A 23,424-nucleotide genomic window follows, 5' to 3' on the forward strand; every position below is an offset into this window, starting at 1 on the left:
GCGGAGATTCCCCCAGGGGAGAATCCCTTGCAACACACAAGGGCGTCAGAGAGTGGGCAGTGGTTCACGCGGGAGAATGCCGGGTTGGGAGGGTAAATTGAGGTCTCTAGCGAACGCCACCGGTATCCACCTCTCCTTCGTCATCCCGGACGCAGCGCAGCGGAGATCCGGGACCGGAGAGCCACTGCCGTTAGCGGAAATGGTTCACCAACTAATTGTGCTGTGGCTCACCGGTCCCGGCTCGCGCTGCGCTTGGCCGGGAAGACGATGGAGGGAATTGAGACCCTCTCCTTTCTACGCCGCCGCTTTCCTCTCGTATCCCTTCGGATCGGCAGCGAAGTCGATGGCCGCTTTGAGTACCTGCAGATCGCCGATCTGGTTGGCGAGGATCAGGATCAGCCTTGCATTCATGCGGCACGCTTCCTCGTCGCTCATGTGGCGCTGGCTGGAGACGAGATGCTCGTAAAAGCCATCCGGATCCGGCAGGTTGCGGGTCAGTTCGAGTGGCATCGCTCAAGCGCCTCCCATCGCGGTTTTCAAGGCGGCTTCCACCTTGTTGTCGTTGAAATAGCGCCAGCGGGCAGCGACATGCTGGTCCGGACGGATCAGGTAGACGGTCCCCGGCGCGCCGTCATAGCGCTCCGCCAGTTTGCCGCCGGCGTCCTGGAGGTCCTTGCCAACCCGAAGCACCCGTGCCTTCACGTTGCCACTTGCGACATCGTCAGCTACCTCGTCGCCAAAGACCAGCAAGGTGAAACCGTCGCCGATCTGGTTGAGAAACCAGGTGTCCGCGCCGTTCACCGTAACCGGGGCATCCGAACAGCAGCTACCCGGGGTCATGGAACCGGCAAAGCTCGACTCGTCTTCGGTGTTGAGTGGGCTCTCCGCATAGGGCGTCGGCGCTGACAGGCGTCCGGAATTGACAAGCGGCTTGGCGAAGTCCGACACTTCCGACAGCTCCAATACGGCATCGCGGAACCGGCGCGAGGCTTCGCTCTTCGGCGTTATGAAGTCTGTCGAACGGGTAGAGTTCAGCAGATTGTCGTCGGCCGCGAAAGCCCGCTCCGCGTGGTAGCTGTCGATCAGGCTTTCAGGCGCATCGCCGTCCAGAACCAGCTTCAGCTTCCAGCCGAGATTGTCGATGTCCTGGACGCCGGTATTGGCGCCGCGGGCGCCGAAAGGCGAGACCTGATGCGCGGCATCGCCGGCAAAGAGCACCCGCCCATAGCGGAACCTGTCGATCCGCCGGCAGGCGAACTGGTAGACCGAAGCCCATTCCAGCTCGAATTCCCTCTCCTCGCCCAGCATCGCCTTGACGCGCGGGATAATGTTTTCCGGCTTCTTCTCCTCTTCCGGATCGGCTTCCCAGCCGAGCTGGAAGTCAAGCCGCCAGACATCATCGCATTGCTTGTGCAGGAGGGTCGACTGGCCGCGATGGAAGGGCGGGTCGAACCAGAACCAGCGCTCTGTCGGAAAGTCCGCCTTTATGATGATGTCGGCGATCAGGAACCGGTCCTGGAAGAACTGGCCGGAGAAGCCGGCACCGACCATCCTGCGGGTATCGGAATTGGCACCGTCACAGGCCACCACCCAATCCGCCTCCATCTTGAAGACCCCGTCCGGCGTTTCCACGGTCAGCGTGGCAAAGTCCGCTCCTTGCGTGAGGTTCAGGAGCTTATGCTTCCAGCGCAGGTCGATGAGGTTCGATTTTGCCGCCTCGTCCACTATGTATTCCTCCAGATAATACTGCTGGAGGTTGATGAAGGCCGGGATCTTGTGACCGTCTTCGGGCAGGAGATCGAAGGTATAGGTGAGATCGTCGCGGAAGAAGACCTTGCCGATCTTCCACTTGATGCCCTTGTCGATCATGCGGGTGGCACAGTCGAGCCGGTCCCAGATTTCCAGCGGCCGTTTGGCATAACAGACGGCGCGCGAACCGACGGAAACCGTGTTGTTGTCGTCCAGAACGACAGTTGGAATGCCCCTTTGGGCGAAATCAAGAGCGGCCGTCAGGCCGATCGGTCCAGCGCCAATCACCACCACCGGATGCCGCCTGACTGTTCCCGTCCGCTGCTCTTCCGACTGCGTGTAGCTGAATTCCGGATATTGATAGGTTTGAAACATCGGCTTGTTCTCCTGCAGCCGTCAGGGCCGTTTCGATGGAGCGGCAATTGCCGCAATTGATGCATTCGTCGCGCTCACACATCGGCCAGCTCTTTGGCATGTAGCCATTCGGCATGTTTCGGGGCTTTCTTGGTCTTCGACCATTCCTCCAGCATCTGCCACTTGACCTCGTCGAGGCGGGCCAGCAGCCGGTCTTCTTCCGGATCCGGGCAGGCGAGTTCCACGCGGTGGCCGTTGGGGTCGAAGAAATAGATGGAATGGAAGATCGAATGGTCGGTAACGCCCAGCACTTCGACGCCGTTCTTTTCAAGATGCTCCTTGAATTCGATCAGCTCGTCCCGGTCCTTCACCTTGAATGCGATATGCTGCACCCAGCGCGGCGTGTTCGGGTCGAAGCCCATTTCCGGCTTGGTCGGCAGCTCGAAGAAGGCGAGCACGTTGCCGTTACCCGCATCCAGGAAGACGTGCATGTAGGGATCGGGATCGTGGGTGGAGGGCACATGGTCCTCGGCAATCGCCAGAACAAAATCCATGTTCAGCATCTTGCCGTACCATTCGACGGTTTCCTTGGCGTCCTTGCACCGGTAGGCGACGTGATGCATCTGCTCGATCTTCATGGGACCGCTCCTCCAAATTAGTTACATATGTAACTATATGAAGATTTTCCGGAACCGCCTTGATCTAGATCAAATAGTTACATTTGTAACCAATATGCTCTGAGCCTATCGGCCTTTCACCGTCATTCCGGATAAGTGAGACAAAGTCGAACGCCGATCCGGAATGACAGGTGCCGCGTAATTCGGGACCACCATACGTGTTTGAATTGACAGTGCACGGCCTGCGATCTCATATGGGCTCCCAGCCAGCGAGGAGCCCTCCATGTCCGGCCACGATCACGATCATTCCCACGATCACGACCATTCCGAGCTCAGCGATATCGAGCTGCGCGTGCGCGCCCTGGAAACGCTCCTGACCGAGAAGGGCTATATCGATCCGCCCGCTCTCGATGCCCTGATCGAGACCTATGAAACGAAGATCGGACCCAAAAACGGTGCCCGCGTTGTTGCCAAAGCCTGGGCCGATCCGGACTACCGCGCGCGCCTGAAAGAGGATGCGACGGCAGCGATTGCCGAATTCGGTTTCACCGGCCGCCAAGGTGAGCACATGGTGGCGGTAGAGAACACGGAGACCACCCACAACATGGTCGTCTGCACGCTCTGCTCCTGCTACCCTTGGACGGTGCTGGGCCTGCCGCCGGTCTGGTACAAATCCGCCCCCTACCGCTCCCGCGCCGTGCGCGACCCGCGCGGTATCCTGGCGGAATTCGGTGTGGCATTGCCGGAAGAAACGGAGATCCGTGTCTGGGACTCAACGGCGGAGGTCCGCTATCTGGTGATCCCGCAGCGTCCCGAGGGCACGGACGGCTGGGACGAAGAACAACTCGCCGAACTCGTCACCCGCAACAGCATGATCGGCACCGGCCTTGCGCTCGATCCGGCAAACCTGGACGACGCTGCATGAACGGGGCACAGGATCTCGGCGGCCAGATGGGTTTCGGCCCGATCGAGCTGGAAGACAACGAGCCGAATTTCCATGCCAGGTGGGAAGAGCGCGCCTTTGCCGTGACGCTGGCCATGGGCGCGACCGGTTCGTGGACGCTGGATGCCTCGCGCTTTGCCCGGGAGACGCTGCCCCCGGCTGTCTATCTGTCGTCGTCCTATTACGAGATCTGGACCAGGGGCCTGGAGAAACTCGTGGTCGAGAATGGCCTCGTCTCACCGGAAGAACTCAAGACAGGTAACAAGCTCGAAACATCAAAGCCGGTCAAACGTGTCCTGTCTGCCAATGCCGTCCCCGGCGTTCTGGCCAAGGGGGCACCGGTCGACCGGGAGATGCATCAGCCCGCCCGCTTCCGGGTCGGCGACAGGGTGCGCACCAGGCGCATGCATCCGGAGCACCACACCCGCCTGCCCCGCTATGCCCGCGATGCTGCCGGCACGATCGAGGCGATCCATGGCGTCCACGTCTTTCCGGACAGCAATGCCCATGGCAGCGGTGAACAGCCGGCCTGGCTCTACGGTGTCCTCTTCAAGGGCACGGATATCTGGGGGCCGGACAGCGATCCGAAACTGACGCTGCGCATCGATCTCTGGGAGCCCTATCTTGACCTTGCCTGATGCTGTCCGCGAGACGCCCCGCCTGCCGCTGGACCAAGACGGCGGCCCGGTTTTCGGCGCCCCCTGGGAGGCGCGGGTCTTCGCCATGACGCTGCAGGCCCATGAGGCTGGTGTCTTCTCGTGGAGCGAATGGGCGGAGACGCTTGGAGCTGAATTGGCAAAGGACGGAGACGGCAGCGGCGTGTCGGAAGGCTATTACGACCACTGGCTGGCGGCTTTCGAAAAGCTGCTTACCCAAAAAGGTGTCGCTGGCTCCCGCGAACTCGCCGGGCTGAAAACGGCCTGGGATGCGGCTGCAAAGGCAACGCCCCATGGCCAGCCCATCGAACTCTTCCGTCAAAGAGCCTAGGATGAAACTGAAAATCCCGCCGGTCGCCGTTTTTCTGATTGCAGCCGCTTTACTTTGGGCCGCGGTCTGGCTGCTGCCGGGCCTTCGCCTGTTCCTGCCGGGAAGAACGGTTCTGGCAATCCTTCTTGCGCTCGCCGGCCTCCTTCCGGGTGTCAAAGCCGTCATGGAATTTGCAGGAAGGAAAACCACGGTCAACCCGATGGCTCCGGAAACGGCCTCGGCACTGGTGACAAACGGCATCTATCGCATCAGCCGCAATCCGATGTATCTCGGCCTTTTGCTGCTATTGCTTGCCCTTGCCGTTTATTGGGGCACGCCTGTCGCCCTTCTCATCGTCCCGGGGTTTGTCTGGTACATGACCGAATTCCAGATCAAACCGGAAGAGACAAGCCTCAGAAAGCTCTTCGGGGCAGAGTACGAAGCCTATCTCGGCAAGGTTCGCCGCTGGATCTGACGCCACAGGGTCAATTTCCGAGATAAAGCCCGCTCCGTGCCTTGAATGCATCGGCGGCAAAGCGCAGGAAAGTGCTGATGCGGGCGACGTTCTTCAGGTCCGGGTGGGTCAGCACCCAGATGTCGAGATAGCGGTTTGGCTCGAAGCCGGGCACACGCATCAGGTCCGGGTCCGGATCTCCTAGAAAGCATGGCAGCCGGCCGATCCCCATCCCCGCCTTGACCGCCGCCATCATGGCAATCATGTCGTCGGTGACGAGGCTGACATAGGCGGCCGGATAACGGGCGCGGATTTCCTTCGGCACGCCCCTCCCCCACCATTTGAAGCTGACACAGGCAAGCGGCACGTTCTCGTCGCTCACGGCCATCACCTCGCGCGTGCGGCGCGCCATTTCCTTCGACATGTAAAAACAACGGTTCTGACCCGTGGCCAGACGGCCAAAAAGATTTTCGTCCGGTGTGTCCGTTACGCGAACGGCGATATCGGCCTCACGCCTGTGCAAGCTCAGCTTCTCGTTGGCGGCGATCATCTCCAGTTCGATGCGCGGATGCTGCTCGGCGAATTGCTGCATGATTTCGGCCACCTGCACCTGGAAGAGAAGTTGCGCGGCCGTTACCCTGAGAGGCCCTTCCAGCCCGGCGTCCCGTGCCGTGATGCGGGTGTCGAGGGCGAGCATCTCCTCTTCCATCCGCCGGGCAGCCTGCACCGCCTCCTCGCCGGCCGCCGTCGGCACAAATCCATCCGGCAACCTGTCGAACAGGCGCGCGCCCAGTTCCTCCTCGAACGCGGAGAGACGCCGCGACACCGTGGAATGGGTCACGCCGAGACTTCTGGCCGCCTTTGTGAGATTGCCCGCACTGGCGACGGCGAGCACGTACTTCAGATCGTCCCAACTTTGCATGGTGTGCATTTTTGCACATTTTGATTTCTGATTTGAAGAATTTTTCGCAATCAGATGCTGCGCTAGGGTTTTCACTTCTCAACAGAGGAGACCTGAGATGACCGTTCAAGCCCTTGCCATGATCACCGTCACCGACCGCGAAGCCCTCGGCGCCTACCGCGAGAAGGCCGCCGGCGCCCTCGCCCGCCACGGCGGCAGCGTCGTCGCCGCCGACCCGGAGCCGCTGGTTCTGGAAGCAGCCGGTGATGCGCCCGACGTCATTGCCCTGCTGTCCTTCCCGAATGCGGAGGCCGCCAAGGCCTGGCGGGAAGATCCGTATCTGACAGACGTCCATGCCCTCCGCAACAAGGGGGGCAAGTCAACGATTGTGGTGTTGCCGACTTAAGTGCGCGGCCACTATTCCAAAACCTCATCCTGAGGAGGACCGTCAAGTCCGTCTCGAAGGATGGGCCGCGAACTTCAGAGCAAGCGGCCCATCCTTCGAGACAGCGCTTCGCGCTTCCTCAGGATGAGGTCTGTGTTTGATGCGATCTTGTCAGGCGACCGGCTTCACCAGCCGCATACGCCAAGTGACGCCTTTCTTGTCCGAAACCAGCCGGTAGTCGTCGAGGACTTCCCACCTGGCCGCATCGTCGGTCGCTTCCCAGAGGCGGTTGATCAGCTTGTTGGCACCCGATTCCGGCCGTTTCGGCGAATACATGGAGAGCGCGATGACGCCGTCATCCTTCAGGAACGGCACATAGCGGGCAACGAGAGCTGCCGGATCTTCAGCAAAGTGCAGGACTTCGTTGAAGACGATCGCGGAGAAGCTTTCGCCCGCCTGCGGCTCGAACATGTGCATGTCGCTTGCGCGCAGGCTGGCGATAGCGGGATCGACGTTTGCGATCTGGAGCGAGGCCGGGGAAAGATCGATGCCGACGTAGCGCTTGATGCCCATGGGCTGCAGGCGCTCGTAGAGCAGGCCTTCGCCGCAGCCGATGTCGAGCACGTCTTCCATGGTATTCGTCAGGTTCAACCACATGCCGATGATGCCATAACGCCCGCTTTCGGGAAGCGAGCGCAGGAAGGCCCAGCGGCCGGCTTCATATTCCTCGTCCCAGCCTTCGGCGGTGGTGGCGTTTTTCGACATGGGTATCTTCCTGACGGCAAAGGCGGGCCTGAGGGGCCCGCCGGATCAATTAATTGGTCTCAGGGCACTCACTTATAGGGATCTGCCGCGTCGCGCAAACCGTCGCCGAGGAAATTGAACGCCAGCACCACGATGATGATCGGGATGACCGGCGCCATCAGCCAGGGATAGACGGTGACGACCGAGATATTCTGCGCCTCGTTCAGAAGTACGCCCCAGGAAACGGCGGGACGGCGCAGGCCGAGATTGAGGTAGGAAAGCGCGGTTTCGCCCAGGATCATCGACGGGATCGACAGGGTCGCCGAGGCGATGATGTGGCTGGTGAAGCCCGGCAGCAGGTGACGGGTGATCACGCGTCCGGGTTTGGCCCCCATAAGCACGGCCGCCTTGGCATATTCCTCTTCGCGCAGGGACAAGAGCTTGGAGCGCACGGCGCGGGCAAGCCCCGGCCAGTCGAGGAGGCCGAGGATGACGGTCAGGCCGAAATAGATCCAGACCGGGCTCCAGGTGACCGGCAAGGCGGCGGATAGCGCCATCCACAAAGGCAGCTCCGGCAGGGAGCGGATGATCTCGATCGCGCGCTGGATCATGCTGTCGAGCCAGCCGCCGAAATAGCCGGCGATGCCGCCAAAGAACAGCCCGAGGACAATGGATATGACAACGCCGATCAGACCGACGGTGAGCGACAGGCGAGCGCCGTAGACAAGGCCGGAGAACTGGTCGCGGCCAAGGCGGTCCGTTCCGAGCAGGAACATGGTTCCGCCCTCCGCCGGGCAGACCAGATGGAAGGTCGCATCCCATTGGCCCCAGAACTTGTATTTCGCCCCGCTGCAGAAAAAGCGCAGTTTCTGAACCTGTGCCGGATCGTCCTTGAACACCCATTGCAGGGTCTCCATGTCGATTTCCGAGGTCATGCCGTAGACGAAGGGGCCGACGAAAGAGCCCTCATGGAACAGGTGGACCGGTTGCGGCGGCGCATAGAGATGCAGGCTGTCGCGGCTGTTGGCGCCATAGGGCGCGATCACCTCGGCGAAAGGAACGCAGAGATAGAACAGGATCAGCACCACGCCGGACCAGACGGCAATCTTGTGGCGCTTGAACTTCCACCACATGATCTGCCACTGGGAGGCCTGATAGAAGCGCTCCTGTTCCGGCGTCATTTCCTCGGTGACAGCCGGGTTGAACGGCGTCGGATCGACGTAATGCTCGACCTCGCGTACCGGAGTGTTCTTCACGTCCATCGTCATGTCGACGCCCTCCCGCCGAGCCGGATTCGCGGATCGAGCACCGCCAGCAGAAGATCGGAGATCAGCATGCCGATGAGGGTCAGGACGGCGACGAAGAGCAGGATGAAGCCGGAAAGGAACTGGTCCTGGGACTGAAGCGCGGAGACCAGCACCGGCCCGACCGTCGGCAGGCTCATCACCACGGAAACGATCACCGAGCCGGAAACCAGCGACGGGATCAGATTGCCGATATCGGCGATGAAGGGGTTGATGGCCATGCGCAGCGGATATTTGACCAGAAGCTGGTTCTCTTTAAGACCCTTGGCCCGGCCGGTGGTGACATATTGCTTGTGAAGCTCGTCAAGCAGGTTGGCGCGCAGGCGCCGGATCATCCCCGCTGTGCCGGAGGTTCCGATAACGATGGTCGGCACGATCAGGTGGGCCAGCACCGACATCGCCTTGTCGAAGCTCCAGGGCTGGTCGATATATTGCGGGTCCATCAGACCGCCGACGGAAAGGCCGAACCAGCGGTTGAAGCAGTAAAGCAGGATCAGCGCGAGCAGGAAGTTGGGTGTAGCCAGGCCGATATAGCCGAGGAACGTGAAGCCGTAATCGCCCCAGGAATACTGCCGCGTCGCGGAATAGATCCCGATCGGAAACGAGACCACATAGACGAAGAGAATGGTGGCGAAGTTGAGCACGACCGTCAGCGGCAGCGTCGGCCCGATCACCTGTTCCACAGGCTTGTCGAATTCGAAGGACCAGCCCCAATTGCCCTGGATCAATCCGTCAAAGCCGTGAGGTCCGGGCCAGAGCCCGACCCAGATCAGGTACCGCTCGAAAAACGGCCGGTCGAGGGAAAATTCCTTGCGCAGGAATTCGAGCTTGGCGACAGAGGAACTCTCGCCGGAAGACTTCAATGCAGCAATCTGGTTGGAGATATAGTCGCCGGTGGGAAGTTCGATGATGAGAAAAGTCAAAAAGCTGATCACCAACAAGGTTGGGACCATCGTCAGTATCCGGCGTATAATATAATAAAGCACCTATTCCCCCTCGGCCCTGTCCATCCTGCAAAGCAGTCGCCAGCCCTTTGCACTTACGAAGACTTCCATCTCTTTTTTATGACGTTTTCAGCACAAGAGTCAGCCCGTCCGAAAATGGCAGCATCGAAATGACCACACGGTCATCTTCGTGTAAATGCTCGTTCAATGCCCGGATATCATCGACAGCCGGATCCTGCACTTCCGGATCCACCACGTCGCCCAGGCGCAAGATATTGTCAAACACCATAATGCCGCCAGTACTCAACAGCTTGAGCGCCAGCTCGTAGTAAGTGGTGTAGTTCTTCTTGTCGGCATCGACGAAGATCAGATCGAATGTGCCTGCCTCGCCCTTGGTCAGAAGCGCTTCCATTATGTCCACGGCCCGCCCGACCTTGAAGTCGATCTTGTCGCGCACTCCTGCCTCTTGCCAGTGCGCCTCCGCAAGGCTCTGCCAATCTTCACTCTTGTCGATGGCAATCAGCTTGCCATCATCAGGAAGGGCGGAGGCCATCCAAAGACTGCTGTAGCCTGTAAAAACGCCAAGCTCCATCACCTTGGAGGCATTGAGGGTTTTGATCAGGAAATGGAGAAGCTGCCCCTGTTCCTGAGGTACGCGCATACCGGCCTCTGGCAGGTTCTGCGTCCTCCGCCGGAGTTTTTTAAGCGGAGCGGATTCCCGGGTCCCATGCTGGCAGACATACTCGATCAGGTCCGAAGTCATCTCCAATCGATCAGCCATTATCCCTCCATCCAGGTCCCGGGCATCCTTTTCATGTGTTCTATAGGTTAGTTCGTCTTGTAGAATTCATCCATACGGTGAATTCCGAAATGTGCTCCGGGGTCCCAACCGTAGATCCCTTCAAGCGGCACATTTTCAAGACCCTTGACCACGACAGGCTGACGCACGCCCGAAACCAGGCCTATTCGGATCGTTTCGTCAGCATGGATCTGGAGCATTTCTTCCCAGATACCGGTACGCTCCTCAGGTGTTCTGGAGACCAGCCAGGCCTTGTAGAGTTCCATCAAGCGTTCTGCCGGGGCCCAGTCCGGTTTCTCGCCGCCCTCACCCTGCGTTTCGTAATAATCGCCCCATTTGTGCCACGACAAAGCGTCGCCACGGACCGGTGCAAGGTCCTCGGGCGGCATTTCAGAAGTAGGAATGCCATTCTCAATGCCCCACCAGACCGACATCACCAGGTCGCCGGTGATGGCCCGCTCACGCAGGTTGTCGCGCTGGCTCGGCTTGGCAAAAAGCTTGATACCCAGCTCTTTCCACATTTCTCCGACAAGCTCCAGGGCATCGTCCTGGACCTGTTCCTCGCCGGCAGTCTCCACGATGATTTCAAGAGGACGGCCATCCGGCATCAGGCGGATACCTTCGCCGTTGCGCTGTGTCAGACCGATTTCGTCCAGAAGAGCATTTGCCTGGTCCGGATCGAACTCGGCCCATTCAGTGGTGTAAGCGGCTTTGTAAAGCGGGCTTTGTGCCAGAACCGTATCATTGCCGGGAGTGCCGAGGCCAAAGAACAGAACCCGGTTTACCAGGTTGCGATCGATGCCCAGCGACAGGGCATGACGGAAGCGCGTGTCCCGCATCAGCTCGCGCCAGACCGGGTCCTTGACGGTGAGGTTCGGCAGGATCGAGATTTCCGAGCCCTTGGTGTTGGACCACAGCGCGGTCACATAGTCGTTGTCTTTCTCACCCTTCTTCAAGACGGTGATGTCGGCAAAAGACAGGTTCCTTGCCTGAAGATTGCTTTCGCCCGCCTGGGCCTTGGCCGGGATCAACTTGCCGTCGGCAACCGTCATGACGACATGATCGATATACGGCAGTTGCTGGCCCGCGCTGTCGACCCGGTGATAATAGGGATTGCGTTCCAATACGAAACGCAGATCGCTGTCGTCCCGCTTGCGGATCCAAGGCTGCAAGCTTGGCAGATCGACGTTCTGGGCGTCGTACATGTCGTCCTTCTTGGCGTGAAGCGGCGCCCAGCTGCGTGCCTTTACAGTCTCCGCCTGCTTGGCGATGAAGTCCGGCTCGCCGTATTTTTCATGGAACTGCTTCAGATAGTGCGCCGGCCGGTAGATGAAGGGCGGTCTGGACTTGGCAAGTTCAGGCAGGAAGAGCGGATTCGGATCCTCCCAGGTGAACCGCACCGTCGTCTCATCCAGCACTTCAAATTTCGGTCCCTTGCCATTCGACAACAGGAACGGCGGCAACCCCGAAGGCGTCAGAGCCTCATTGCTGACCACATCCTCGAAATAATAGCGGATGTCTTCCGAAGTGAAGGGCTTCCCGTCCGACCACTTGTGGCCCTTGCGGGTGTGCAGGGTGAAGATGCGGCCGTCTTCCACTTCGACATTGGCCAGAAGGTCCGGCACGAGTTCGAGCTTTTCGTTGTAGCCGACGAGGCGCGCATAGCCCCAGACATTGATCAGTCGGACGTCCTTCGCCCGGCCGATGAGCGTGTCGATGGTTCCGCCATGCTTGCCGGTTGTGCGGCCCTTGGCTTCCATGTCGACGACAAGCGGTTCCTCCGGCACCCGCTCGGCGACCGGTGGAAGTGACGGATCGAGGCCCGGTGTCTCCTTCAGCTCGAGCGCGGCCGCAGGGCCCGCGATCAAGGCTGCTGTCAGAAACAGACCGGCCCTAAACGTGTTCAGAAGTTTCATGCTGCAGTCCCCTCAAGCGCCCCGGCATTCTTCAGGCCAGGTGCGCAGACAAAGTGATCCGGTTCCATCTCCACCAGCGACGGTTCAACGCCGTCGGGCAGGCGGAAGGGATCCGGCCAGAGTTGCGGCTCCGATGCCCGGTTGGCATCGAGGGCGGCAAAGTCTAAAGGCGCCGACAGGTCGGGTTCCGGAACCGCGGACAGGAGCGCCTTCGTATAGGGGTGGAGCGGATTGCTCGTGACGGTGCGCGTCTCGCCAAGCTCAACGAGCCGTCCGCGGCACATCACGGCAATCCGGTCGGCCACGTAGTCGACCACAGCCAGGTTATGGCTGACAAAGAGATAGGTCAGGTTCAGGTCCCGCTTCAGGTCCTGAAGCAGGTTCAGGATCTGCGCCTGTACGGAGACATCCAGCGCCGAAGTCGGCTCGTCGCACAGGATGAATTCCGGATTGAGCGTGAGCGCCCTTGCAATACCGATACGCTGGCGCTGGCCACCGGAAAAGGAATGCGGGTAGCGGCGCAGGTAACGCGGGTCGAGACCGACCAGTGTCATCAGGTTGCGCGCTCGCTCCGCCCGCTCCTGCGGGGTGCCGATGCCGTGGACTTCCAACGGCTCCATCAGAGTGTCGTTTATGGTCATGCGCGGATTGAGCGAGGAAAACGGATCCTGAAAGATCAACTGGACGCGGCGGCGGTAGTCCATCAGGTCCGCGCCCTTCAGCGAAGCAATGTCCTCCAGCCCCTTGCCGCGGTTATAGAGAACCTTGCCGCCTTCCAGGTTCATAGCCCGCAGGACTGCCTTGGCGGCTGTCGTCTTGCCCGAGCCCGATTCACCGACAAGGCCGAGGCATTCGCCGCGGCGGATCGTCAGGTTGATGTCGTCGAGCGCGGTCATGGTCTTGACCCTGCCGCCCAGGAACGACCCCTTGCGGAGCGTGAAGCGCTTGGTGACGCTGCGCATTTCCACCAGCGGCTCGCCCGGCTTCACGTCGCAGTGCGGCCGGTTGGCGGTCAGGTCTTCGGAGCGCACCTTGATCGGACGGATCGGCACCAGCCGCTCGTTCCGGTCCATGTGGAAGCTCGGCACCGCGTTGAGCAGCGCTTTCAGGTAGTCGTGCTTCGGGTTGGAGAAGAGCTGCTGGGCGGTGCCTTTCTCCATGATCCGGCCATGATAAATCACGGCGATTTCATCGGCCATGTTGGCGACTACACCGAAATCGTGGGTGATCATCAGCACCGACATGCGAAGCTCGGCCTGAACTTCCCGGATCAGCTTCAGGATTTCCGCCTGAATGGTGACGTCCAGTGCCGTCGTCGGCTCGTCAGCAATCAAAAGCGCCGGCCGGCAGATCATCGCCATTGCAATCATCGCGCGCTGGCGCAGGCCACCGGAAAGTTCGAACGGATAGGTATCGAGGGCGCGCTCGGGGTCGGGGAACTGCACCAGGCTCAGCATGGTGCGGGTCAATTCTCTCGCTTCCGCCGCGGAGACGTTGCGGTGAAGCAGCGCCGCCTCGCCGATCTGGTCGCCGATCGTGTGCAGCGGCGACAGCGATGTCATCGGTTCCTGGAAAATGATGGCGACGCGGTTGCCGCGCAAATGGCGCATCTGCGGCCCCTTGCGCTCCAGCGTTGCGATGTCGACCGGTGGCTCGGCACCTGTCGGATCTGCCAGGATCACCTTGCCTGACGTGATCTGCGCAGCCTGGGGCAGCAGTCCCATGATGGTCTGGGATATGACCGTCTTGCCCGACCCGGATTCGCCCACCAGCGCGACCGTCCGGTTTTCGGGAACGACGAAAGACACGTCATCCACGGCGCGGGTCAGGCCTTCCGCCGTATTAAAATCAACCGTCAGTCCCTCGATCGAGAGAACATTCACCGCAAGCTTCCTCCCAGGCAAGGATTGTCTGACCGAGGCTTACTAAGCCCTCATTGCATTTCAAAGACAACCAAATTCGCCTGCCGATAGCAATGCAGGAATCGGGGCAGCAGAACTGTGATCTGCATCACACCGGGCCAGAAACGATTCCAGACACGATGCCAGACGACACAAGACACAACACAGCGGACCGCCTTGCTCCGGAAAGTGTGCCGGGCGCGCTTTACTCGGCGGCGGACACCGGCCGTTCCACTGCCGAGGCACTTGTTCCCTGCTCTGGAAACGGGTCGAGACAGTAGACTTCCATCAGGCCGCTGCGGCCGCGCAGGTGATGTGCCCCAACCGGGCGCTGGTGCTGTTCGCCCGGCAGGCGGGCAATGGTGTCGGCGCTGGCAAGGATCGTCACCTCCGGGCTATCCGGAACTTCCTTGCCGAGCGTCTGCAGGCGCTCGGCCGCGTTTACAGTGTCGCCGACAACCGTATAGTTCCAGCGGTCGAGCGCGCCGACATTGCCGACAACGGCCGGGCCGCTGTGAATGCCGATGCGCAGCTCCATCTGCGGGCGGCCCAGTGCCTTTGCCTGCAGATTGTTCTCGTGCAGGGCAGCGGCAATGCGCCGGGCTGTCCGGACCGCCGCTTCGGCATGGTCCGGCCGCGCATCCGGCGCGCCCCAGAATGCCAGCATGCCGTCGCCAAGGAACTTGTCGACGGTCCCGCCCTCACCTTCCACCGCTTCCACCAGGATGGCGAAATGATCGTTGAGCAGGCCCGCTGTCTCTTCCGCACTCATGTGCTCGGACAGGGCGGTGAAGCCGACAATATCGGTGAACAGAATCGTCAGCTCGGCTTCCCGTGCATCCGCCGCCGCACCGCCGCCCAGCCGCATCAGCTTGATGAAGAGCGAACGGGGCACATAGGTGTTCATAGCCTTGAGGCCTTCCACCATGGAGTTGAAGGCGAGCGCTACCTGGTCGATCTCGGCGACCCGGCTGCGTGGCAGCGGTTCTACCTCGTTCAACGACAATGTCCCGACGCGCTTGGATTGAACGGCGAGATAGCGCAACGGGCGCGCAACGCGCCGCCCCATCCAGAAGGCGATCAGAACCGAGACAACCAGTGCACCGAATCCGACGAACATTGAGCCAGCCAACCGGCGGACTTCCCGCGAGACCGTCGCGCTCTGGTAATACTGGCCGACGGTCCAGGGCCTGTCGCTGAAGCCATCCAGCTTGGCTTTCATCATGATGTATTCTTCGTCATTGGCATCGACAAAGGAGACCTCGATGCCAAGTTCGGCGGCCTTTTTGAATTCCTCCAGCTTCTCCTCGTCCACCATGGCAGCAAGGACCGGGTCGCCCACCGTCTGCCAGGAGGACGGCAGCTTATCGCGGATGCTGCCGCCGGTCTGGAGCCAGTCCGCATCTGAATGCAGGATCACCTGGTCGCCGTCGGCGATGATGAAGACCGTGTTGTCCGCGCCCTCATCCTGGGCAGAGACGATCTGCCCAAGCTCCTCCATCGAAGTGGCGGCCGTCAGAAAGCCGGTCATCACGCCCTTGTGGACGATCGGAACGGACACATTGGCGAAGAGACCGACTTCATGGCTGACAAGAGGGCCCCATTTTGGAGGGCTGTCGGGGGAGAGCTGTGGCAGGTCCTGGGCGTTCATGCCAGGTGGCGGCGCGTCGGTCTCGATGCGCCACAATTTGCCGTTGGGCGCGCGGTAGATGCCGAGGCGGCGTCCGTCGGGAGCGGTGACGGCAAGTGTGGTGATGTCGCGGTTGGACTGCAGCGCGATCGTCAGATCCTGCAGTGTGCGTTCCGGATCCGGAAAGCCGATCGTGCCATCGTCGAAATAGGGTTTCAGCCCGACAATGGCATTCTCGACCGACGCGAAATGCGTGCGCAACTGCGTTTCCAGCGACTGGGTGCTCAGGATCGTCTTGTCATTGAGCAGCGAGAAGGTGTTGCGGAAATTGGCCGAGACCGACAGGCCGAGCACGAGACCGATGGCGATCGCAACGAACGCGCCAAAACCCACCCCGACGATGGTCGTCAGGGACAGTTGGATGCGCCGGCGGCTGCGTGTCTTCTTTTCCATCGGGTTCAGACCAAAGAGTGGTGACTATGACGCATCTTACCGCCCTTGGAGGCCCCTCGTTGCGTTTCAGAAGCTTACCTGCCTGACGGTTTGCGTCAAATTAAGGCAAGCTTCCGATTTTCCACCGCCGATGCAACCGAGGCTCATCTCAGGCGGGTGTTTCCACATAGAGCCGCAACGCCAGCTCCTGCAGCAGGATGATGGTCTTGGCATCCGAGATTTCACCTGACCGGATCATGCGAAGCGCTTCCTTCAGCGGCACATGCAACACCTCGATGTCCTCGCCCTCATCCTCAGCACCGCCGCCTTCGGCGACCTGATCCTTCAGATGGTAGGTGCCGGTGAAGAATGCCAGATATTCGGTGACAGACCCCGGGCTCATCGTCACATCGAAGAGGTGGGTGAGTTCGGAAACCTGAAATCCGGTCTCCTCGATCAGCTCCGCCCGCATGCGGTCTTCAGGATGCGCGCCTTCCAGCAGGCCGGCCGGCGCTTCGATCAACATCGGCTCCCTGCCGCTGAACCATACCGGCAGGCGGAACTGCCGGGTGAGAAGGACACAGTCGGTTTCAGGATCGTGCAGCAGGCAGGTGGCGCCGTGGCCGCGGTCATAGACCTCGCGCGCCTGTTCCTGCCAGGTTCCATCCTTGCGTCGGTAGGCAATGTGGTGGCGCGTCAGCTTGCCCCAGCCGCCGGAAAGAACCGTGCTGTCGAGAATTTTCAGATAATCCGGTTCATTTCGGTCGGGTTCGCTCATCGCAATTATCCAGGTTCAGCCTTTCAGGCCGGGCGCAAGCCCGAGTTCGGACAGGATTTCCTCCGTGTGCTCGCCCAGCGCAGGCGCTGCCCGGTCGAGCACGAGGTCGCCATTGAGAAAACGGATAGGCGAGCGCACCGAAGAGACCATACCGCCATCAACACCGTTCGCGGGCAGATCGACCTTCAGACCCCGGTGTTTGACCTGGGTATCGTTGAAGACGTCTTCCACCGAGTTGATCGGCCCGGCCGGGACACCCTCGCCCTCCAGCGCGGCAAGGAGATCGTCCCGGGCGCGGGTCGCTGTTTCGGCCGCTAGGATCGGCACAAGGTCCGAGCGCGCGGAAACCCGGGCTGCATTGGTTGCGTAGCGTGGCTCGTCCGCCAGATGCGGCAAGCCAAGCACAGCGCAAAGCCGACGGAACTGGCCGTCATTGCCGACCGCGATGATCAGATGGCCATCCCTTGCCGGAAACACCTGGTAGGGCACGATGTTGGGATGGGCGTTGCCAAGGCGCTTCGGCGCCTTGCCGGAGATGAAGTAGTTCAGCGCCTGATTGGCAAGAACTGCGACCTGGGCATCGAGCAGCGCCATGTCGACCCGGTCGCCCTCGCCGGTTTCGTCCCGGCGGCGCAAGGCAGCCAGAATTCCGATGACACCATAGAGCCCGGTAAAGATATCGGCGAAGGCAACGCCGATCTTCTGCGGCGCCCCGTCCGGCTCGCCTGTCAGATCCATGATGCCGCCCATGCCCTGGATCATGAAGTCGTAGCCTGCCCGGTGCGCGTAGGGCCCGTCCTGACCAAATCCGGTGACCGAGCAATAAATCAGCTTCGGATTGACTGCTTTGAGGCTGTCATAGTCGAGCCCGTATTTGGCGAGGCCGCCGACCTTGAAATTCTCGATCAGGACATCGGCGCCGGCGACCAGCTTGCGGACCAGCTCCTGGCCTTCTTCGCTCCGGAAATCTGCGGTGATCGATCGTTTGCCACGGTTGCAGGAATGAAAATAGGCTGCATCCCGGTCGTTGCCGTCCCCGTCCTTGACGAAGGGCGGCCCCCAGCCACGCGTATCGTCTCCCTCAGGGCTCTCTACCTTGATGACGTCCGCACCGAGATCGGCCAGCGTCTGCCCGGTCCAGGGTCCGGCCAGAATGCGGGCGAGTTCGACAACTTTGATGCCTTTGAGCGGCGCGGTCATGGGAAGAGGTCCTGGAGGGTTAAGCGGTTGGGAGAGCGGTTCAGGCTTCGGCAATCTTGCGATAAATATGGTAGCGGCCCGGATGAATGCCGGCCGGCTTTTCAAGGGTTTCGAAGTTGGGCAGGTCCAGCTCAAGCGCACACAGGACGAAACCGCCGATTGCCATGCGTTTGTCGAGGGACGGAGCCAACCAGGAAGCGATGGCCAGATCGTTTGTGGGATCCGCGGAGCCGATATCGATATGGGCAAAAGAGGCCTTGGCCTTGATGCGTGGTCCGCAGAAGATCAGCGTGTCGCGAATGTTGCCGAGAATCATGTGCTCGGCATCAGGCGCACAGCTTGGGTGGCATTCCATCGCGAAATCGAAGACGAAAATTTCCTTGTTCGGATAAATCTCGCGCAGGTGATCGTAAGTCCTGCCGTTGCCAAGCCCGAGCTCAAGGACCGGCCCCTCGACTTCGTTGACCTGGTCAACCAGGAATTCCAGCAGAATTTTCTGCGAAGTCATACGGCGGATAAAACTGTCCAGACGGCTCATGAAAAAGGTCCCTGCAACTAACGACGCCTCTCACATAGACAATGCCCCGCCCGGCGTCAAAACCCCTTCTACAAGTTACCTGAAGACCCCTGCGCAAAGAGTGTACCAAACGCGGACTTTCGCCATAGTTCTGGTGTGCCCTCACCCTTTCGCCGGGCGGCTTGATTGGCAATCGAAGTCTTTGTGGAGTTGAAGGGTGAAAAACGGCACACACACCTATCGCAAAACGGCACCTTCCGTCCAAGTATTCTGGACTTGCCGATGACGCTCAACAATGATGATGGCATTCAAACGGCTAGCGAGATTAGACTGAAATTGATGCGCTCATTTTCCCTAAGGTCCGCGCTTATCGCAATTGCTGTAGCGTTAGCTGTCCCTGTTGCCGTTTTCGTCGCCGTTCTGATCAACCAGCTCAACACAAGCGATCAGGCGGCACTTGAGCGGCAGACCCATCGCGAGGTCAACGCGATATCCGCGACCGTCGCATTGATCCTCAACGACATGATGTCGACATTGGATCTGGTCGCTTCGGCTCCCGATCTGGAAACCGGCGAATTGAGGGAAGTTCACTACAGGACCAGCCTTATTCTGGCCGGTGCCGGCAAGTTCGTGATTGTCGTCGACGAAGACGGCCGGCAATTGTTGAACACGCGTGTTCCCTTTGAAGAAGCCAGCGGTACAACCTCCGACATGGATTCGTTCAGAACGGCGTTGGAGACAGGCCTGACTGTCGTTTCGAATGTCTTCTTTGGGAGGACCAGCGAAAAGTTTGTCTTCAATGTCGTCAAGCCGCTTCCTGTGTCGCAGGCAACCAACGCTCGCGGAGTGATCATAACGAAGAACGCCAGCGAAATTGACGAGGCGCTTGGATCTCAAGATATCCCTGAAGGTTGGAATGTCGCCGTCGTGGACGCGCAAGGTGTCATCGTCGCCGCTTTCGGCAATCCCGATCTTGTCCCCGGCTCCCCGCTCGGCGTCGTTTCCAAAATACCGAAAAACGAAATAAGTGGCGTCTTTCGAGACGAAGATTCCGGCGATTTGTTCGGCTTTGCAAAGGTCTCCACCAGCGGCTGGGCAGCCCTCAAATGGGGCCCGATGCAATCCGTGCGGCCATCCCTCCTGCAAAACTGGCTTTTCCTTCTGACAAGCGGCGCTGTGCTTCTTGCCCTCCTCATCGCGGTTTCCCTGTTCGTGGCGGAAGCACTGAGTTCAGCGATCTCCAAACTCGCGAACATGGCGGCACATGTCGGCAATGGTGAAGTCGTTTCGCCCTCCAGATCGCCCATCCGCGAAATTGATGCAGTCGCAATTGCCCTGTCGAATGCTTCGTTCGAACGCAGCGAAGCCGAACAGCGCACCAGGGTTGTCATGGGTGAACTGGCACACAGGACAAAGAACCTGATGGCCGTGCTTTTGTCGATGATCCGGCAGACCGCACGGCATCAGACAGACACGGAGGCAATGGCCACAGTTCTGGGCAACAGGGTCATGGCCCTCGGTGCCTCGCTTGACCTGCTCACACGCGACGCCGTCGGGCGGGTATCATTGCGCGAGTTAGTGTCGCGGCAGCTGGAGACCTTTTCCGTCGGGCTCGGGAATGTCGCGATAGAGGGCGACCCGATCGACATTTCGGGAGATTTTGCCCAGCAACTGGGGATGGCGCTCCACGAGATGGCAACAAACGCAACGAAGTACGGAGCTCTTTCGCGGCGAGAGGGGCGTATAAGCATTTCCTGGAACACCGAGCGGCCGGATGATGCGGAAACGGCAGTCCTTAAGCTGAACTGGAAAGAAACCGGTGGTCCTCCCGTTTCCCCTCCCCAATCGACCGGATTTGGACAAGTGATCCTGAAAGACCACATTCAATCCGTGACGAAGGGGACAGTTCAGGTCGACTATCATCCAACCGGATTTGAATGGACGCTCTGCGCTCCGCTATCGAGTGTCGTTCCCGATCAACCCAAGCCTTGAGCTGCGCATTTGCATAGAGTCCTGGGCAATCCAGACCTTATCTTTCAATGGCAACAAGGCTCCGATTCCCGGCCAGGACAGAGAAGTACCGATCACCGCTTGCCTATCCCGCAGATTGAAACCGAAACTGGACTTTGCCCTCCTGCCCGATCATGCTAACGCCTCGCAGACGAGCCCCGCAGTCGGTTTAACAGATCCAGGATATTGTTTAGATGCGTTCCGAAACGGCGCCGGCCATCCGGCTGGAAGACTATCAACCGCCCGCCTACCGCATCGACAAGGTTCATCTCAACGTCGATCTTCATCCTGTGGCAACAACGGTCACGGCATCTCTCTCCGTCTCCAGACAGGACGGCACCGCCGCCGGTGCACCGCTGGTCCTGGACGGCGACGAACTGACGCTGAGCGCCATCAGCCTGGACGGTACTCCGTTGGCCGATAACGCCTATTCGGCCGAGGCGGACCGGCTCGAAATTCATTCTCCGCCTGCGGCTCCCTTCGAACTGACGCTCGTCACGACGATAAATCCGGATGCCAATACAAAGCTCATGGGGCTCTACCGCTCGTCCGGCACCTATTGCACCCAGTGCGAGGCGGAAGGCTTCCGCCGCATCACCTATTTCCTCGACCGGCCGGACGTCCTCAGCGTCTATACGACCCGGCTGGAAGCCTCCAAGGCCGATTGCCCGGTGCTGCTGGCCAATGGCAATCCGCAGGAAACGGGCGACATAGCAGGCACGGACCGGCACTATGCCGTCTGGCACGATCCGCATCCCAAACCCGCCTATCTCTTTGCCCTGGTTGCAGGTGACCTTGCCGAAGTTGCCGACCGTTTCACGACCGCTTCCGGCAAGGAGGTCGCGCTCAACATCTATGTCGAACACGGCAAGGAGGCCCTCTGCGGCTGGGCAATGGATTCCCTCAAGCGCTCCATGCGCTGGGACGAGGAAGCCTTCGGCCGGGAATACGACCTTGATGTCTTCAACATCGTCGCCGTGTCGGACTTCAACATGGGCGCAATGGAGAACAAGGGCCTCAACATCTTCAACGACAAATATGTCCTTGCCGATCCGGAGACCGCAACCGATCAGGACTACGCCAATATCGAGGCCGTGATCGCGCATGAATATTTCCACAACTGGACCGGCAACCGCATCACCTGCCGCGACTGGTTCCAGCTGTGCCTGAAGGAAGGCCTGACTGTCTTCCGCGACCAGGAATTTTCCTCCGACATGCGCTCGCGCCCGGTCAAACGCATTGCCGATGTGCGGCTCTTGAAGTCGCACCAGTTTCCGGAAGATGCCGGCCCGCTTGCTCATCCGGTTCGGCCGCGCACCTATCATGAAATCAACAACTTCTACACGGCGACCGTTTACGAGAAGGGCGCCGAAGTCGTGCGCATGCTGAAGACCTTGCTCGGAGAGACAGACTTCCGGGCGGGTCTCGATCTCTATTTCGACCGTCACGACGGCGAAGCCACCACCATCGAAGCCTTTCTTGCCTGTTTCGAGGAAGCCGCCTCCACGGACCTGGCGCAGTTCTCGCGCTGGTACGAACAGGCAGGCACCCCGGTCGTGACCGTGGAAACAGAGCACGATGCGGACCGCAAGACTTTCACCCTCTCGCTCACCCAGGAAATTCCGCCGATCGCTGGCCAGAAGACCAGCCGGCCGGCGGTGATCCCGCTTCGTTTCGGCCTTCTGGGACCGAATGGCGAGGACATGAATGCCGGTTCTCCCGAAGGGGCAACCGTCAACGGCGATGTGATCGTTTTCGACAAGGCGCATCAGAAGGTGACCTTCCACGATGTCGCCTCAGCACCGGTGCTGTCGCTGCTGCGCGGGTTTTCAGCCCCAGTCCGGCTGAACCTGCCTCTGGCGGCGGATGATCTGCAGTTCCTGGCAGCCCAGGACACCGATCCCTTCAACCGTTGGCAAGCCGTACAAACGCTTGCCATGCAGGATCTCGTCCGGCTGGCGGGGCTCCATCGCGCCGGCGAAACCGGCACGCCGGGCAGTGAAGTCATTGCCGTCTTCGGCGCAGTTCTGCGCGACACCAGCCTGGACGAAGCCCTGAGGGCACAGGCCCTCACCCTGCCAAGCGAAGCCGATATTGCGCAGGAGATCGGCAAGGACGTCGATCCGGATGCGGTTCACACCGCCCGCCAGGTCCTTCGCGAGGCGATCGCCCGGCATCTGGGGGATGACTTGCTTTCCTTCGGTGGCAGCCTGACACCGCAGGGCGCCTTCTCGCCCGACGCGGAAAGTGCCGGAAAAAGAGCACTCGCCAACCGGGTCCTGCATTATTACGCCGCCTCCGGCGCAGCGAACGCTGCGGACGTCGTCTGGGACCGTTTCATCAGTGCCGACAACATGACAGACCGGCTCGCAGCATTGACGCTGCTTGTCCACGATCACCTGTCCCGCGAAGAAGACGCGCTTGAAGTCTACCGGAAGAAGCACTCCGAAAGTTCGCTCGCCATGGACAAGTGGTTCATGACCCAGGCGACCGCCCCGGGGGAAGCAACCCTCGACAAGGTCAAGTCGCTGCGGTCTCACCCGCTTTACGATGCCGGCAACCCGAACCGCGTGCGCGCGCTTCTGCAGTCCTTTGCGACCGGCAATCCAACCCAGTTCGCCCGGCTCGACGGTGCAGGTTTCGAACTGGTAGCCGAATCGGTCCTAGACATCGACAAGCGCAATCCGCAGGTCGCCTCCCGGCTTCTGACGAGTTTCCGCTCCTGGCGCGCACTTGACCCACAGAGATCTGCCCTTGCTGAATCTGCTCTCCTGAGGATTTCGTCATGCGAAAATCTGTCGAGAGACAGTCGGGACATCGTCGACAGAACCTTGCAATAGTCTGCAATACTGCAAAAGGTTAACGCAACTGCAGCAAAAG

General features: G+C 60.3%; 21 protein-coding genes. 7 read left to right on the forward strand and 14 right to left on the reverse strand.

Annotated elements, in window-relative coordinates:
• Positions 1-294: 294 nt before the first annotated feature.
• The 3 genes from ACX3M4_RS08175 to ACX3M4_RS08185 form a co-directional block, all read right to left on the reverse strand.
• Complete coding sequence (locus ACX3M4_RS08175) at positions 295-510, reverse strand: DUF2783 domain-containing protein (protein WP_459358089.1); 216 nt, start codon at positions 508-510, stop codon at positions 295-297.
• Positions 511-513: 3 nt separating this feature from the next.
• Positions 514-2,124 (reverse strand): FAD-dependent oxidoreductase, encoded by a 1,611-nt coding sequence (locus ACX3M4_RS08180; RefSeq protein ID WP_459358090.1) that lies wholly within the window; start codon positions 2,122-2,124, stop codon positions 514-516.
• Positions 2,125-2,198: 74 nt separating this feature from the next.
• The gene (locus ACX3M4_RS08185; RefSeq protein ID WP_459358091.1) at positions 2,199-2,741 is read right to left on the reverse strand and encodes a VOC family protein; all 543 of its coding nucleotides are present in this window, start codon (positions 2,739-2,741) and stop codon (positions 2,199-2,201) included.
• Positions 2,742-3,003: 262 nt separating this feature from the next.
• Between ACX3M4_RS08185 and nthA the strand changes: the two genes are divergently transcribed.
• Genes nthA through ACX3M4_RS08205 form a run of 4 tightly spaced genes read left to right on the forward strand, consistent with a single transcriptional unit; the run spans position 3,004 to position 5,104 of the window.
• Positions 3,004-3,645 (forward strand): nitrile hydratase subunit alpha, encoded by a 642-nt coding sequence (gene nthA, locus ACX3M4_RS08190; protein WP_459358092.1) that lies wholly within the window; start codon positions 3,004-3,006, stop codon positions 3,643-3,645.
• Positions 3,642-4,301 (forward strand): nitrile hydratase subunit beta, encoded by a 660-nt coding sequence (nthB, locus tag ACX3M4_RS08195; RefSeq protein ID WP_459358093.1) that lies wholly within the window; start codon positions 3,642-3,644, stop codon positions 4,299-4,301. The genes nthA and nthB overlap by 4 nt, the downstream gene beginning before the upstream one ends.
• Positions 4,288-4,650 carry a nitrile hydratase accessory protein gene (locus ACX3M4_RS08200; protein ID WP_459358094.1) on the forward strand — a complete coding sequence of 121 codons (363 nt, stop codon included), beginning with the start codon at positions 4,288-4,290 and terminating at the stop codon, positions 4,648-4,650. The genes nthB and ACX3M4_RS08200 overlap by 14 nt, the downstream gene beginning before the upstream one ends.
• A 1-nt stretch (position 4,651) precedes the next feature.
• Positions 4,652-5,104: a methyltransferase family protein gene (locus ACX3M4_RS08205; RefSeq protein ID WP_459358095.1), complete on the forward strand. Its 453-nt coding sequence runs from the start codon at positions 4,652-4,654 to the stop codon at positions 5,102-5,104.
• Between the two features lie 10 nt (positions 5,105-5,114).
• On the opposite strand, the gene ACX3M4_RS08210 is transcribed toward ACX3M4_RS08205, so the two are convergent.
• The gene (locus ACX3M4_RS08210; RefSeq protein ID WP_459358096.1) at positions 5,115-6,014 is read right to left on the reverse strand and encodes a LysR family transcriptional regulator; all 900 of its coding nucleotides are present in this window, start codon (positions 6,012-6,014) and stop codon (positions 5,115-5,117) included.
• Between the two features lie 88 nt (positions 6,015-6,102).
• Between ACX3M4_RS08210 and ACX3M4_RS08215 the strand changes: the two genes are divergently transcribed.
• Positions 6,103-6,390, forward strand: coding sequence for a DUF1330 domain-containing protein (locus ACX3M4_RS08215; protein ID WP_459358097.1), 288 nt, complete (start codon positions 6,103-6,105; stop codon positions 6,388-6,390).
• A gap of 150 nt (positions 6,391-6,540) precedes the next feature.
• Here the strand turns inward: ACX3M4_RS08215 and ACX3M4_RS08220 are convergent, their stop codons facing one another.
• From ACX3M4_RS08220 to ACX3M4_RS08265, 10 genes are all read right to left on the reverse strand, one after another.
• On the reverse strand, positions 6,541-7,134 hold the full coding sequence (locus ACX3M4_RS08220) for a class I SAM-dependent methyltransferase (RefSeq protein ID WP_459358098.1): 594 nt from the start codon (positions 7,132-7,134) through the stop codon (positions 6,541-6,543).
• A 68-nt stretch (positions 7,135-7,202) separates the two neighbouring features.
• Positions 7,203-8,381 (reverse strand): ABC transporter permease, encoded by a 1,179-nt coding sequence (locus tag ACX3M4_RS08225; RefSeq protein WP_459358099.1) that lies wholly within the window; start codon positions 8,379-8,381, stop codon positions 7,203-7,205.
• Complete coding sequence (locus tag ACX3M4_RS08230; RefSeq protein ID WP_459358100.1) at positions 8,378-9,403, reverse strand: ABC transporter permease; 1,026 nt, start codon at positions 9,401-9,403, stop codon at positions 8,378-8,380. The genes ACX3M4_RS08225 and ACX3M4_RS08230 overlap by 4 nt, the downstream gene beginning before the upstream one ends.
• Positions 9,404-9,479: 76 nt before the next feature.
• Positions 9,480-10,142, reverse strand: coding sequence for an O-methyltransferase (locus ACX3M4_RS08235; protein WP_459358101.1), 663 nt, complete (start codon positions 10,140-10,142; stop codon positions 9,480-9,482).
• Positions 10,143-10,189: 47 nt separating this feature from the next.
• Positions 10,190-12,076, reverse strand: a complete 1,887-nt coding sequence (locus ACX3M4_RS08240) for an ABC transporter substrate-binding protein (protein WP_459358102.1) — start codon at positions 12,074-12,076, stop codon at positions 10,190-10,192.
• Entirely contained in the window at positions 12,073-13,959 is a 1,887-nt protein-coding gene (locus ACX3M4_RS08245) for an ABC transporter ATP-binding protein (RefSeq protein ID WP_459358103.1), read from the reverse strand. Before ACX3M4_RS08245 ends, ACX3M4_RS08240 begins: the two co-directional genes overlap by 4 nt.
• A gap of 223 nt (positions 13,960-14,182) precedes the next feature.
• A complete protein-coding gene (locus tag ACX3M4_RS08250) occupies positions 14,183-16,060 on the reverse strand; it encodes an adenylate/guanylate cyclase domain-containing protein (RefSeq protein WP_459358104.1) in 1,878 nt (625 codons plus the stop codon).
• Between the two features lie 148 nt (positions 16,061-16,208).
• Positions 16,209-16,817: an NUDIX domain-containing protein gene (locus ACX3M4_RS08255; RefSeq protein WP_459358105.1), complete on the reverse strand. Its 609-nt coding sequence runs from the start codon at positions 16,815-16,817 to the stop codon at positions 16,209-16,211.
• Positions 16,818-16,832: 15 nt separating this feature from the next.
• Positions 16,833-18,017 (reverse strand): CaiB/BaiF CoA transferase family protein, encoded by a 1,185-nt coding sequence (locus ACX3M4_RS08260; protein ID WP_459358106.1) that lies wholly within the window; start codon positions 18,015-18,017, stop codon positions 16,833-16,835.
• A 40-nt stretch (positions 18,018-18,057) separates the two neighbouring features.
• Positions 18,058-18,555, reverse strand: a complete 498-nt coding sequence (locus ACX3M4_RS08265) for a class I SAM-dependent methyltransferase (protein WP_459358107.1) — start codon at positions 18,553-18,555, stop codon at positions 18,058-18,060.
• Between the two features lie 318 nt (positions 18,556-18,873).
• Between ACX3M4_RS08265 and ACX3M4_RS08270 the strand changes: the two genes are divergently transcribed.
• Both ACX3M4_RS08270 and pepN read left to right on the forward strand, forming a co-directional pair.
• Positions 18,874-20,526, forward strand: coding sequence for an HWE histidine kinase domain-containing protein (locus ACX3M4_RS08270; protein ID WP_459358108.1), 1,653 nt, complete (start codon positions 18,874-18,876; stop codon positions 20,524-20,526).
• A gap of 212 nt (positions 20,527-20,738) precedes the next feature.
• Positions 20,739-23,384 (forward strand): aminopeptidase N, encoded by a 2,646-nt coding sequence (gene pepN / locus ACX3M4_RS08275; protein WP_459358109.1) that lies wholly within the window; start codon positions 20,739-20,741, stop codon positions 23,382-23,384.
• The last annotated feature ends 40 nt before the right edge of the window (positions 23,385-23,424 follow it).

Source organism: Roseibium sp. M-1 (assembly GCF_054515675.1).